16 protein-coding genes and 3 tRNA genes are annotated in these 11,882 nt (G+C 64.2%); 12 read left to right on the forward strand and 7 right to left on the reverse strand.

The annotated features are described in order from the left end of the window. Positions 1-109 precede the first annotated feature (109 nt). From C0J29_RS05270 to C0J29_RS05280, 3 genes are all read right to left on the reverse strand, one after another. Positions 110-805 carry a crotonase/enoyl-CoA hydratase family protein gene (locus C0J29_RS05270; RefSeq protein ID WP_120791714.1) on the reverse strand — a complete coding sequence of 232 codons (696 nt, stop codon included), beginning with the start codon at positions 803-805 and terminating at the stop codon, positions 110-112. Between the two features lie 51 nt (positions 806-856). Beyond that, on the reverse strand, positions 857-1,714 hold the full coding sequence (locus tag C0J29_RS05275; RefSeq protein ID WP_065164993.1) for a hypothetical protein: 858 nt from the start codon (positions 1,712-1,714) through the stop codon (positions 857-859). Between the two features lie 97 nt (positions 1,715-1,811). Further along, on the reverse strand, positions 1,812-2,528 hold the full coding sequence (locus tag C0J29_RS05280) for an MBL fold metallo-hydrolase (RefSeq protein ID WP_065164995.1): 717 nt from the start codon (positions 2,526-2,528) through the stop codon (positions 1,812-1,814). 98 nt (positions 2,529-2,626) lie between these two features. Between C0J29_RS05280 and C0J29_RS05285 the strand changes: the two genes are divergently transcribed. The 12 genes from C0J29_RS05285 (at position 2,627) to rplA (ending at position 7,693) form a co-directional block, all read left to right on the forward strand. After that, on the forward strand, positions 2,627-2,842 hold the full coding sequence (locus C0J29_RS05285) for a type II toxin-antitoxin system VapB family antitoxin (protein ID WP_065044487.1): 216 nt from the start codon (positions 2,627-2,629) through the stop codon (positions 2,840-2,842). Between the two features lie 98 nt (positions 2,843-2,940). Next, positions 2,941-3,013: transfer RNA gene (locus C0J29_RS05290), tRNA-Thr, on the forward strand. A gap of 32 nt (positions 3,014-3,045) precedes the next feature. Then, a tRNA-Met gene (locus C0J29_RS05295) sits at positions 3,046-3,119 on the forward strand. An 83-nt stretch (positions 3,120-3,202) separates the two neighbouring features. Further along, positions 3,203-3,370: a 50S ribosomal protein L33 gene (gene rpmG / locus C0J29_RS05300; protein ID WP_036352522.1), complete on the forward strand. Its 168-nt coding sequence runs from the start codon at positions 3,203-3,205 to the stop codon at positions 3,368-3,370. Between the two features lie 48 nt (positions 3,371-3,418). Beyond that, a complete protein-coding gene (gene hadA / locus C0J29_RS05305; protein ID WP_065044486.1) occupies positions 3,419-3,898 on the forward strand; it encodes a (3R)-hydroxyacyl-ACP dehydratase subunit HadA in 480 nt (159 codons plus the stop codon). Further along, complete coding sequence (gene hadB, locus C0J29_RS05310; RefSeq protein WP_065044485.1) at positions 3,885-4,313, forward strand: (3R)-hydroxyacyl-ACP dehydratase subunit HadB; 429 nt, start codon at positions 3,885-3,887, stop codon at positions 4,311-4,313. The genes hadA and hadB overlap by 14 nt, the downstream gene beginning before the upstream one ends. Positions 4,314-4,316: 3 nt before the next feature. Next, positions 4,317-4,817, forward strand: a complete 501-nt coding sequence (gene hadC / locus C0J29_RS05315) for a (3R)-hydroxyacyl-ACP dehydratase subunit HadC (RefSeq protein ID WP_065044484.1) — start codon at positions 4,317-4,319, stop codon at positions 4,815-4,817. 123 nt (positions 4,818-4,940) lie between these two features. After that, positions 4,941-5,013, forward strand: a tRNA-Trp gene (locus tag C0J29_RS05320). A gap of 121 nt (positions 5,014-5,134) precedes the next feature. Then, positions 5,135-5,596: a preprotein translocase subunit SecE gene (secE, locus tag C0J29_RS05325; protein ID WP_065044483.1), complete on the forward strand. Its 462-nt coding sequence runs from the start codon at positions 5,135-5,137 to the stop codon at positions 5,594-5,596. A gap of 31 nt (positions 5,597-5,627) precedes the next feature. Further along, positions 5,628-6,347: a transcription termination/antitermination protein NusG gene (gene nusG, locus C0J29_RS05330; protein WP_162951391.1), complete on the forward strand. Its 720-nt coding sequence runs from the start codon at positions 5,628-5,630 to the stop codon at positions 6,345-6,347. 69 nt (positions 6,348-6,416) lie between these two features. Then, complete coding sequence (gene rplK, locus C0J29_RS05335) at positions 6,417-6,848, forward strand: 50S ribosomal protein L11 (protein WP_055578840.1); 432 nt, start codon at positions 6,417-6,419, stop codon at positions 6,846-6,848. A 131-nt stretch (positions 6,849-6,979) separates the two neighbouring features. Continuing rightward, complete coding sequence (gene rplA / locus C0J29_RS05340; protein ID WP_065044481.1) at positions 6,980-7,693, forward strand: 50S ribosomal protein L1; 714 nt, start codon at positions 6,980-6,982, stop codon at positions 7,691-7,693. Positions 7,694-7,908: 215 nt separating this feature from the next. On the opposite strand, the gene C0J29_RS05345 is transcribed toward rplA, so the two are convergent. From C0J29_RS05345 to C0J29_RS05360, 4 genes are all read right to left on the reverse strand, one after another. Next, entirely contained in the window at positions 7,909-9,117 is a 1,209-nt protein-coding gene (locus C0J29_RS05345; RefSeq protein ID WP_120791715.1) for an RNA polymerase sigma factor, read from the reverse strand. Between the two features lie 9 nt (positions 9,118-9,126). Then, on the reverse strand, positions 9,127-9,825 hold the full coding sequence (locus tag C0J29_RS05350; protein ID WP_120791716.1) for a YciI family protein: 699 nt from the start codon (positions 9,823-9,825) through the stop codon (positions 9,127-9,129). An 83-nt stretch (positions 9,826-9,908) separates the two neighbouring features. Next, entirely contained in the window at positions 9,909-10,805 is an 897-nt protein-coding gene (mmaA4, locus tag C0J29_RS05355) for a hydroxymycolate synthase MmaA4 (protein ID WP_065044478.1), read from the reverse strand. A gap of 133 nt (positions 10,806-10,938) precedes the next feature. Further along, positions 10,939-11,820 (reverse strand): cyclopropane mycolic acid synthase family methyltransferase, encoded by an 882-nt coding sequence (locus C0J29_RS05360; protein WP_120791717.1) that lies wholly within the window; start codon positions 11,818-11,820, stop codon positions 10,939-10,941. Between the last annotated feature and the right edge of the window lie 62 nt (positions 11,821-11,882).

An 11,882-nucleotide genomic window follows, 5' to 3' on the forward strand; every position in this document is an offset into this window, starting at 1 on the left:
GTGCAGTGGTGTCAGACTTGACGGTGGAGGAGGCGCCGGTGTGCAGCGGTTGTTCGGGCAGCCGCACTACCTGGCTCATCAGTTCATCAGGACCTGAGGCGACAGCTTTTTAGACGCCGAATTCCTTCTCGATGTTGTCGATCCCGGCGCGGATCGCCTTGAGCGCATCGGCGCGGGCGCGCAGTTTGGTCGCCGCATGCGCCGACTGATTGAGGCCGGCGAATTCGTGCGCCGCCTCTTCAGCGCGGGCGATCACTCGGTCCGGCAGTGCCATTTCGTCGATGAAGCCGGCGGCAAGCGCCGTCTCACCGAAGAACGTCTTGGCCAGGCCGGTGGCCTGTTGGTAGGCCGATTGCGTCAGCCGGAGTTTCAGGACCTCCAGCGCCGCCCAGGGAATCACCATCCCGATCGCGACCTCGTTGGCCTGAATGTTGTACGCGTGGGCGGCAATTCGGTGATCCCCCGAGCACAGCAGGAACGAACCCATCGCGATCGCGGGACCGGTGCACGCGATCACCACCGGCTTCGGGTAGGACAGCAGCCGGTAGGACAGCTCGAACCCGCCGCGCAGCATGTCGATCGCGGGCTGCACCTCGCCCGAGGTCAGAATCTTCAGGTCGAATCCACCGCTGAACACCCGCTGGTTCCCGGTGATCACCAGCGCCCCGACATTGTCGGCGTCGGCCTGGTCGAGCGCGTCGTTGAGGGCCTGCTGCATGGTCGGCCCCAACGCGTTGACTTTGCCGTCGTCCATCCGAATGACCCCGATGGTTTCGTCGTGGGTGTAGACGACCGGACCGCTCATGGGCTACTCCTTCGCTCGGCGAGTCGATTGAATCAGATCACGACTCCCGGCTCACACCCGCTGGCTGCGATGCTTCCCCAGTTCGTTCTCGGCGTCGCCCCACCGCAGACTCACGTCGGTCGGCTCGTCGAGTTGGCGGGTGCGCCACCTGTCCTGGGTTTCCTGCACCGCGCGGTTGATGCGGTCGATCTCGCTGCGGAACACCTCGGGTCGAGTTTCCTTGCTGGCGTAGTGGAAGTAGGTCAGCAGGTTGCGCAGCAGCTCCAGCTTCTGCTTCTCCCGCTTCGCCAGGTCGTGCGTGGTCATCAGCTCGATGCGCTGCACGGGCGGCAACGCGTCCCAGTCCAGCACCACCTTGGTCTCCAGCGGGCGCCGGGCGCGTTGCCAGAACTTCCACCCGCGGGGCTGCTCGGGCCGGTCGTAATAGGTCACGGTGCCCTCGAACCGCGATTCCACGCCGTGCCCGATCTCGGCGCGGTCGAGTGCGGAGTCCCAGACCATCCGCCACTCCTGACCCGGCGCCAGTGTCGGCAATTCCCGGGGCAGCTGCAGTTCGACGACGTCGGCGTAGCCGTCCGAGGCGTTCTCGTATTCGGCGACGGTCGGAGGGTTGGGAAAGTTGAATCGGATGTCGTAGGCCGCGGTGCGTCCGAAGTTGCGCACCACCAACTCGATGACATGCCAGTCCGCGACGTGGGGCTCCATCAGCATGGCGACGTGTGGGCGCGTCTTCTCGGCGGCCAGCGCACGATTCCGCTTCAGCTGGCGATGGGTGAAGATCAGTGCGACGACCCCGAGTGCGATCGCCGCCCATGCTGCCCACGCCAACCAGGTGCCGGACTCGATGGTGTCTATGCCTCTCCAGCTTTCGGGCCAACTCTGCGGCCAGCTTCCCCGGACCCACCCCATAGATTCCACCCTCCGCTTATTCCTCGGACCTGGAACTTAGCTGCACTGATCGTAAAGGGGCTTCCTGTGTATTGCTGAGCGGGTCATCGAGCGAGCGTCAGCCGCCCATCATCATTCGCCACTGGTCGAGACTGGCCGGCCGGTAAACGTAGTTGGATCGTTTGACTTCCGACAGCGCGGCGCTCGGGTCAGCCGAATACCAGTGCCCGGGGAACACCGTCGGGTCACCCGGGAGGGCGGCGAGTTGCTGAAGGCTGCGATACATCTCGTCGGAGTCACCCCCCGGGAAGTCGGTGCGTCCGCAACCGTCCAGGAACAGGGTGTCGCCGGCGACCAGCCGGCCGTCAAGTAGGAAGCACTGGCTGCCCGGCGTATGGCCGGGAGTGTGCAGCAGTTCGATCTCGATGTCGCCGATGCTGAGGCGGTCGCGGTGCTCATGAGCGGTCAGGTCGCTCATTGGGATTCCGGTGATCCGGGACACCCACAGCGCCTCGTGCGTGTTGACGTGGATCGGCACGCTCACCCGTTCCATCAGTTCGGCGAGGCCTTTCAGCTCGAATCCCATCATCGAGCCGCCGACATGGTCCGGGTGGTGATGGGTGACGAGCACACCCGAGAGATGCATGTCGTCGGCCTCGAGCGCGTCGACCAGGTCCCCGGCGGCATAAGCCGGATCGACCACCACGCAGTCCCCGGTTTCACGGTCGCCGATCAGGTAGGCGAAGTTGCGCATCTGCGCCGCGATCACATCGTTGGCCGCGAAGTCGCGGCCGGAAAGTAACTGCCGGAAGTACAACCGGTCCGAATTCGACACGCCACCAGCCTATGGGTCGCGCGAAAACGCACTTAACCTGGCCTTCTGCTTATTACTGACACCTATTCCTACCTGCACCGAGTCGCTAATATCAGTTCATGTTGAAGAGGATCGAAGTCCTACTTGACATGGACTTGGTCGACGAGATCATTCGCCGCTATCACGTGGCCGGCGCCCGCGAAGCCGTCAATCTGGCGATGCGGACAATGCTCGATGAGGCCGATAACGCCGACCCCAACTCGCACGCTGAGGACTACGACGAGTTCAGTGATCTCAGTGCCTGGTCACTGCACCGCGACAGCAACACGGGTTGACCTGTTAGTCCTGCTTGCGCACACGTGGTTTGGAGACGTTGCGCGCCAGGCTGTACCCTCTTTTAGGCCCGCGCAGGTCTGCTCGCTGCGGGTGAAAGGCCCCCTTAGCTCAGTCGGTAGAGCGTTTCCATGGTAAGGAAAAGGTCAACGGTTCGATTCCGTTAGGGGGCTCGGCGGACGCCGAGCAGGTGCGCGGCCCCAGAGGCGGTGTAGCTCAGTTGGTTAGAGCGAACGACTCATAATCGTTAGGTCGCCGGTTCGAGTCCGGCCATCGCTACAAGACACCACAAGCACGACAAGAGACACCACAAGCACGACAAACGAATACCGAGACCTCGAGAGATTTGAGAGAGAACCGTCATGGCTTCCAGTACCGACGTGCGGCCGAAGATCACCTTGGCGTGCGAGGTGTGCAAGCACCGCAACTACATCACCAAGAAGAACCGTCGCAACGACCCGGACCGCCTTGAGCTGAAGAAGTTCTGCCCGAACTGCGGCAAGCACCAGGGGCACCGCGAAACGCGCTGAGCGCGCACACCCCAATTACAGAGAGTCGACTAGGTAGGTTCGAGAACTGTGGCCCTGTCCGAAAAGATCCTCGGGATGCATTACCGCTACCCCGACCATTACGTAGTGGAACGGGAAAAGATCCGCGAGTACGCCACGGCCGTCCAGAATGACGAGGCGGTTTTCTACGGCGAAGACGCGGCAGCAGAACTGGGCTACGACGGCCTGGCGGCGCCGCTGTGCTTCATTTCGGTATTTGGCTACAAGGCGCAGTCGGCCTTCTTCAGGGACGCCAACATCGCAGTCACCGACCAGCAGATCGTCCAGGTCGACCAGGTTCTGAAGTTCCTCAAGCCGATCGTGGCGGGCGACAAGCTCTACTGTGACGTCCACGTGGATGCGGTGCGTGAGGCGCACGGCACCCAGATCATCGTGACCAAGAACATCATCACCAACGATGCCGGTGAGATTGTCCAAGAGACCTACACGACCCTGGCGGGCCGTGCCGGTGAAGACGGGGAAGTAGGATTTGCGGATGCCTCTGCGTGAGTTCAGTTCGGTGCAGGTGGGTGATCAGCTGCCGGAACGGGTGTACCCCCTGACCCGGCAGGACCTGGTCAACTACGCGGGAGTATCGGGCGACCTGAACCCGATCCATTGGGACGACGAGATTGCCAAGATGGTCGGCCTGGACACCGCGATAGCCCACGGCATGCTGACGATGGGCATCGGGGGCGGCTATGTCACGTCGTGGGTCGGCGACCCGGGTGCCGTCACCGAGTACAACGTGCGGTTCACCGCGGTGGTCCCGGTCCCCAACGACGGCAAAGGCGCCGAGCTGGTGTTCAGCGGACGGGTGAAGTCCGTGGACCCGGAGACCAAGTCGGTGACCATTGCGCTGACGGCGACCACCGGTGGCAAGAAGATCTTCGGCCGGGCCGTCGCCTCGGCGAAGCTGGCTTAGCGGATGGCCCTCAAGACAGATATCCGCGGTATGACGTGGGAGTATCCCGATTACTTCGAGGTTGGCCGGGAGCAGGTTCGCGCGTTCGCGCGATCGGTGAAGTCCAGTGACGCGGCCAACTTCGACGAGGAGGCTGCCGGCGAACTCGGTTACCGCACCGTCATCGCGCCGCTGACCTTCGTGTCGATTCTGGCGAAACTCATCCAGGACGACTTCTTCCGCAATGTCGACGTCGGCTTCGAGACCATGCAGATCGTGCAGGTCGACCAGAAGTTCGTCTACCACGCGCCGATCCACGTCGGCGACAAGCTCTACGGCAGTCTGCGCATCGAATCAGTCAACGAGCGTTTCGGTGCTGACATCGTCATGACGAAGAACTTCTGTCACAACCAGGATGGCGTACTGGTCTTGGAGGCCTTCACCACCCTGATGGGCCACGAAGGGGACAACTCCATCCAGCTCAAATGGGACAAAGAATCGGGCCAGGTCGTCCGAACCGGGTAATTAGTATCTGGCTCCTGCGTCGATGTACACTCGGACCTCGGGGTTTTCCCATTACAAGCGCGCTGTCCGTCGGTTCGCGATTGCCGAACGGGGGGCGCGCGAGTCATGTAAGCCCCGGAAAATAGGGGCGTAGCTCAACTGGCAGAGCAGCGGTCTCCAAAACCGCAGGTTGCAGGTTCAAGTCCTGTCGCCCCTGCTGACGGCGGGCCGCACGAGGAGGCGGGCCATCTGACTCGCGTGCCATGGTGGACACTGGAAAGAGTGGCCACCTTGAGCGGTACGGCACGCGAAACAGCTAGCAAACGAAGGAGCACGCGGTGAGCGACGAAGGCGACGTTGCCGACGACGCCGCAGGCGACGGCGGCGCCGTGGTGACCAAAGCGTCGGCGCGGCCGCAGCGGCCCACGGGAAAGCGCTCCCGGGTCCGCGCGGTGGAGGCTGAGGACGGCGACGAGTCGACCGACGTCGAGGTCGCTGAGAAGGACTCGGGCAAGAAGGACGCGTCGAAGTCTGCGAAGACGTCGAAGGCGAAATCGACGCAGAAAGACAAGGCGAAGAAGCCGAAGAAAGCCGGTTCGCCCAGCTCGCTGAATCCCTTCGTGTTCGTCTACAACTACCTCAAGCAGGTTGTAGCCGAGATGCGGAAGGTGATCTGGCCCAACCGCAAGCAGATGCTCACCTACACCTCGGTGGTGCTGGTCTTCCTGGCCTTCATGGTGGCGGTGGTAGGTGGCGCCGACCTGGGTCTGAGCAAGCTCGTGCTGTTGGTGTTCGGCTGAGACTTGAGAGCAATAGAGAGGACTGAGAACCGTGACGACGTTCGACGGTGATACGTCCGCGGGTGAGGCGGTCGACGTGCAGGAAACCGACACCCCGCAGGACGCGGTGGCGGCTCCGGCTGAAGATGTCGACCCCGCCGCTGCGCTCAAGGCGGAGCTGCGCAGCAAGCCGGGCGACTGGTACGTCATTCACTCCTACGCGGGCTACGAGAACAAGGTGAAAGCCAACCTCGAGACCCGCGTGCAGAACCTTGACGTCGGCGACTACATCTTCCAGGTGGAAGTCCCCACCGAAGAGGTCACCGAGATCAAGAACGGCCAGCGCAAGCAGGTCAATCGCAAGGTGCTGCCCGGATACATCCTGGTGCGCATGGACTTGACCGACGACTCGTGGGCCGCGGTGCGCAATACGCCCGGAGTCACCGGATTCGTCGGCGCGACCTCGCGCCCGTCGTCGCTCTCGCTCGACGACGTGGTGAAGTTCCTGCTACCGCCCGGTGCGGCGAAGAAGGCCACCAAGGGTGCGGCGAGCACGGCCGCCGCGGCGGACACCGGGGGCCTGGAGCGTCCGGTGCTGGAGGTCGACTACGAGGTCGGCGAATCGGTGACGGTCATGGACGGACCATTCGCGACCTTGCCGGCCACGATCAACGAGGTCAACGCCGAACAGCAGAAGCTCAAGGTGCTGGTCTCGATCTTCGGCCGCGAAACACCGGTGGAGCTGACCTTCAGCCAGGTCTCCAAGATTTAGCCCCCAGGGCATCCCCGAACTTTGCACCCCAGCACTTTGCAAAACCAGGAAGGAATGTAGGACAAACTCATGGCCCCGAAGAAGAAGAAAGTCACCGGGCTGATCAAGCTGCAGATCGTGGCTGGGCAGGCCAACCCTGCCCCGCCGGTCGGCCCGGCGCTCGGCCAGCACGGCGTGAACATCATGGAGTTCTGCAAGGCTTACAACGCCGCGACGGAAAGCCAGCGCGGGCAGGTCATCCCGGTGGAGATCACGGTCTACGAGGACCGCAGCTTCACCTTCGCGCTGAAGACGCCGCCGGCCGCCAAGCTGTTGCTCAAGGCCGCCGGTGTGCCCAAGGGCTCGGCGGAACCGCACAAGACGAAGGTTGCGAAGGTGACCTGGGACCAGGTGCGCGAGATCGCCGAGACCAAGAAGACCGACCTCAACGCCAACGACATCGACGCGGCAGCCAAGATCATCGCCGGCACCGCCCGGTCGATGGGCATCACGGTCGAGTAGGTCAATCCCGTCGGACGACGATGCGGGCCGCTACCGGCCCGAGGAGGAGTCCGACAAAATAGACCGAGAACGCGTGGGAGGGCCAGCTTCGGCCCGATCAACCACGAACCCAACACCAGATTGGACACGAAATGAGCAAGACGAGTAAGGCATACCGCGCCGCCGCCGAGAAGGTGGACCGCAACAACCTCTACACCCCGTTGCAGGCCGCCCGGCTCGCGAAGGAGACGTCGTCGACCAAGCAGGATGCGACCGTCGAGGTGGCGATCCGGCTCGGGGTCGACCCGCGCAAGGCTGACCAGATGGTCCGCGGCACGGTCAACCTGCCGCACGGCACGGGTAAGACCGCCCGGGTGGCAGTCTTCGCCGTCGGTGAGAAGGCCGACGCCGCCGTTGCCGCCGGCGCCGATGTTGTGGGCAGCGACGACCTGATCGAGAAGATCCAGGGCGGTTTCCTGGACTTCGACGCCGCGATCGCGACTCCCGACCAGATGGCCAAGGTCGGCCGGATCGCCCGCGTGCTGGGCCCGCGCGGCCTGATGCCGAACCCCAAGACCGGCACCGTGACCCCCGACGTGGCGAAGGCCGTCGCCGACATCAAAGGCGGCAAGATCAACTTCCGTGTCGACAAGCAGGCCAACCTGCACTTCGTGATCGGCAAGGCGTCGTTCGACGAGAAGAAGCTCGCGGAGAACTACGGTGCCGCGCTCGACGAGGTGCTGCGGCACAAGCCGTCGTCGTCCAAGGGGCGCTACCTGAAGAAGGTCACGGTATCGACGACGACGGGCCCGGGTATCCCGGTTGACCCGTCGGTCACGCGCAACTTCGCCGCCGAGGCGGAGTAAGCGGCGCCTGCGGCGCCGCGCGCGTAGCCGAGCATCCGACTCCGAGGCGGAGTAAGCGGCGCCTGCGGCGCCGCGCGCGTAGCCGAGCATCCGACTCCGAGGCGGAGTAAGCGGCGCCTGCGGCGCCTAAGTCGCCGAGTGTGAATGCTGCGACGCGCCACCGGCGTGTCGCGTCGTCAGGTTCACTCTCGGCGCAGCGCTAGCACCTGGCCGATCTAGCCGCCGCACTCGGTGATGCGCCGCCGCAGGAATGCGCGGCCCGGCTCAGAAGCGTTGCTTTCCAACGCCTTTCGATACCAGACAACAGCATCGGCCGGGCGTCCCGCCCGCCGTAGCAGGTCGGCGCGCACCGACGCGACCAGATTCGACCGCGCCAGCCTCGGGTCATGGGCCACCTTGTCCAGTGCCGCCAGCCCCACCTCCGGGCCGTCGCGGAAGCCGACCGCCAGCGCGCGGTTGGCCAGCACTACGGGCGAATCGGTCAACTGCAGCAAGCGGTCGTATGCCGCGCAGATCGCGGTCCAGTCGGTCTGTTCCCAGGTCGGCGCCGTCGCGTGGATGGCGGCGATCACCGCTTGCGGCAGGTACGGGCCGGTTGAGCCCTGCGCCTGCCGCAGACGATCCAGGCCGCGGCTGATCCGGTCGCGATCCCAGCGGTGCCGGTCCTGTTCGTCCAGCGGTACCAACGCTCCGGCGTCGTCCAGCCGGGTTGCCCGTCGCGAATCGTGCAGCAATACCAGCGCCGCCAGGGCGTTCGCCTCGGGATGCGGCATGAGGGCGCACAGCTCGCCGGCCAGCCGGACCCCTTCGTCACACAGCTCGTCGCGGATGGCCGACGGACCGGCGGTGGACCAGTAGCCCTCGGTGAACACCGAGTAGATGCAGCTGAGCACGTGCGGTGTGCGTTCTGGCAGCAGCTCGGCGGGCGGCACCCGCAGCGGGATGTTCGCGTGCCGGATCTTGTACTTGGCCCGGGTGATTCGCTGTCCGATGGCCGCCTCGGTTTGCAACAGCGCGCGGGCGATCTCGGCGACCGTCAGGCCGGAGACCAGCCGTAGCGTGAGCGCGAGTTGCGACCGGCGGTCCAGTGCCGGGTGCGCGCAGGTGAACATCATCCGCAGTTCGTCGTCGCGAACCGGGGGTGGATCGTAAACGCCGGTGTGCGAATCGTCCACGAATGCCGCCAATTCCTTTCCGGGACGGATGGATTCGCGGCGCATACGGTCACGGGCACGATTGCGTGCGACCGTGACCAGCCAGCCGCCGGGACGATCAGGGACGCCATCACGCGGCCAGGTGCGCAGCGCCTCGGCGCAGGCCTCCTGGACGGCGTCCTCGGCAATGGTGAGGTCGCCCGACCATCGTGCGATGGCGGCGACGGCGGGTCCCCATTCACGCCGAAAGACGCCGTCCAGATTGGTCATCCGGCGTTGCTACAGTCCCGAGATGCCGGCCAGTTGCCGAAGCTGCACCGCGGTGGCGGGAATCATCGACGCCAGCTTGACGGCTTCGTCACGGTCACCGGCGCTGAGCACATAGAAGCCGTTTGCGAGTTCGGCGCCTTCCGCGTAGGGACCGTCGGTGACCAGGACCTCCCCGTCGCGTACCCGCACGGTGGTCGCGGTAGAACGGTCGTGCAACGCGGCGCCGCCGACGATGTGATCGCCCGCGGCCGCTGCGAACTCGACGTGGCGTGCCGCCACCGCATCCCATTCCGGTGTGTGCGGGGTGTGTGTGGTCCCGGGCGGCTCCAACAGCAGCGCAAGCCAGTCGGTGCCACTGAGCTTGGGGGACGGTTCGATCGAGTGGACGGTGGGCCACACCTCCACCGCGCCGTGCTTGGCGACCGGAATGTTTCGGGCGAACGAGAGGGCCTCGTCGAGGTCTTCGGCTTCGAACAGGTAGTAGCCGCAGGCTACTTCGGCGCCTTCGGCGAACGGGCCGTCGGTGATGACCGGTGCGTCCGGGCCGCCGTCGATCCGTACCCCGACGGCAGCGGGAAGCAGGGCATCACCGGCGCGAATGGCTGCCGCCGCATCGTGGTGAAAGCGTTGGTAGGCGCCCATCTCGGCGGCGCGTTCCTCGGCAGCCAGCTCGCGCTCATGACTGATCAGCAAGGCGAAATACTGCATTCGTCGTCTCCTCCCGTAGCGAGCGAAGCCCTATGCTCCACTCTCTACCGAATCGACGAACGGCGCAGCCTCGATCAGACCGATCAGGCGGCCGCCCCCTGCTTGAGGTAGGTCACCAGGCTCACGTCGAGCATCTCGTCGTCGAAGTAGTGCTCGCAGCCACGCAGATATTTCATGTACCGCTCGTAGACCTCCAGCGAGGTCACCTCGATGGCCTTCTCCTTGTTGGACTCCAGGGTGTCGCCCCAGATGTGCAGCGTCTTGATGTAGTGCGGGCGCAGTGAAAGTGGTTCGGGGACAACAAAACCGGCCTTTTCGCCGTGCTCGATCATCATTTCCGTGGACGGCAGCCGGCCACCCGGGAAGATCTCGGTCACGATGAACTTGATGAAGCGCACCGTCTCGAAGGTGATCCGCTTGCCGCGCGCCGCCATGTCGTACGGGTGGTAGCTGACGCTGCTCTGAATGGTCATCCGGCCGTCGTCGGGCATGACGTCGAAACACCGCTTGAAGAAGTCGTCGTAGTTCTCGTGCCCGAAGTGCTCGAAGGCCTCGATGGAGACGATCCGGTCGACCGGCTCGTTGAAGTCCTCCCAGCCGTGCAGCAGCACCCGTCGGGAGCGGTCGGTGTCGATCGCGTTCAGCACCTGCTGGGAGCGGGCGTGCTGGTTCTTGGACAGGGTGAGGCCGATGACGTTGACGTCGTACTTCTCCACGGCGCGCTTCATGGTGGTGCCCCAGCCGCAGCCGACGTCCAGCAACGTCATTCCCGGCTTGAGGTCCAGCTGGTCGAGGTTCAGGTCGATCTTTGCGATCTGGGCTTCCTCGAGCGAGATGTCCCACGGGTCGAAATAGGCGCAGCTGTAGGTCCGGGTCGGATCCTGGAACAACGCGAAGAAGTCATCGGAGACGTCGTAGTGCGCCTGGATGTCCTCGAACTGGGTCGACTTCGTCATGGCACCGGTCGGTTTCTCGGCCATTGCTGTGGTGTTCTCCTGAATAAGTGGCACTAGCTGGTCGTGCGCGCGGGCCCAGACCTCTGACGTGCAACCCTACCCGATCCGGTAGTACCGGCTGACCGGCTCAGGATTGCACCGCCGCGCCCGCGCAGGTCTATTTCTGCAAGGTGAAGTGATGGCAGTCGATGTAGCCGATCCGAAAGCACTCGGCGGTGCCGGTCAGATACTTCATGTAGCGCTCATAGACCTCTGCGGACTGAATCTCGATGGCCTCGTCCTTGTGCGCCAGCAGCGCCTCAGCCCAGAAGTCGAGGGTTCTGGCGAAGTGCAGTTGCAGCGACTCGACCTGGGTCACGGTGAAACCGGCCTTGGTCGCGTGATCGTGCACCTTCTCGATCGAGGGGAGCCGGCCGCCCGGGAAGATCTCAGTGACGATGAACTTGATGAACCGGGCCATTTCGAACGTGACCGGCATGCCGCGCTCGACGATCTGGCCTCCGGTCAAACCGGTGATCGAGTGCAGCAGCATCTTCCCGTCGTCGGGCAGGGCCTCGAAGACGAACTTGAAGAAGTGGTCGTAGCGCTGAAAGCCGAAGTGCTCCAAGGCCTCAATGGTGATGATCCGGTCCACTTGTCCGTCGAAGTCACTCCAGTCGCTCAGCAACACCTGATGCGACCGGTTCGTGTCGACCTGGTCGAGCAGCCGCTCGCAGTAGGCGTGTTGGTTCTTGGACAAGGTCACGCCGACGACGTTCACGTCATATTTCTCGAGCGCGCGTTTCATCGTCGAGCCCCAGCCGCAGCCCACATCGAGCAGGGTCATCCCCGGCTCGAGCCCCAATTTGCCCAGCGCCAGGTCCAGCTTGGCGATCTGGGCTTCCTCGAGCGTCATGTCGTCGCGTTCGAAGTAGGCGCAACTGTAGGTCCGGGTGGGATCCGTGAACAGCTCGAAAAATTCGTTGGAGATGTCGTAGTGCGCCTGGACGTCGTCGTTGTTCTCTCGCCGGCTCCTGGCTCGAGTTAAGTTGTTAGACATGTGTCCTCCCGATGGGACAGGCCCACCCCCCGCGAGGTGATCATCACCGGCACCCTACACGT

Source organism: Mycobacterium paragordonae (assembly GCF_003614435.1).
GTDB lineage: Bacteria > Actinomycetota > Actinomycetes > Mycobacteriales > Mycobacteriaceae > Mycobacterium > Mycobacterium paragordonae.

Coding starts and splice junctions, on each gene's coding strand:
- C0J29_RS05275 (WP_065164993.1), bottom strand. CDS start 1,714: ATGGGGTGGGTCCGGGGAAGCTGGCCGCAGAGTTGGCCCGAAAGCTGG.
- rplK (WP_055578840.1), top strand. CDS start 6,417: ATGGCCCCGAAGAAGAAGAAAGTCACCGGGCTGATCAAGCTGCAGATC.
- C0J29_RS05360 (WP_120791717.1), bottom strand. CDS start 11,820: ATGTCTAACAACTTAACTCGAGCCAGGAGCCGGCGAGAGAACAACGAC.
- C0J29_RS05350 (WP_120791716.1), bottom strand. CDS start 9,825: ATGCAGTATTTCGCCTTGCTGATCAGTCATGAGCGCGAGCTGGCTGCC.
- rplA (WP_065044481.1), top strand. CDS start 6,980: ATGAGCAAGACGAGTAAGGCATACCGCGCCGCCGCCGAGAAGGTGGAC.
- C0J29_RS05345 (WP_120791715.1), bottom strand. CDS start 9,117: ATGACCAATCTGGACGGCGTCTTTCGGCGTGAATGGGGACCCGCCGTC.
- hadB (WP_065044485.1), top strand. CDS start 3,885: ATGCCTCTGCGTGAGTTCAGTTCGGTGCAGGTGGGTGATCAGCTGCCG.
- C0J29_RS05285 (WP_065044487.1), top strand. CDS start 2,627: ATGTTGAAGAGGATCGAAGTCCTACTTGACATGGACTTGGTCGACGAG.
- C0J29_RS05270 (WP_120791714.1), bottom strand. CDS start 805: ATGAGCGGTCCGGTCGTCTACACCCACGACGAAACCATCGGGGTCATT.
- rpmG (WP_036352522.1), top strand. CDS start 3,203: ATGGCTTCCAGTACCGACGTGCGGCCGAAGATCACCTTGGCGTGCGAG.
- hadC (WP_065044484.1), top strand. CDS start 4,317: ATGGCCCTCAAGACAGATATCCGCGGTATGACGTGGGAGTATCCCGAT.
- mmaA4 (WP_065044478.1), bottom strand. CDS start 10,805: ATGGCCGAGAAACCGACCGGTGCCATGACGAAGTCGACCCAGTTCGAG.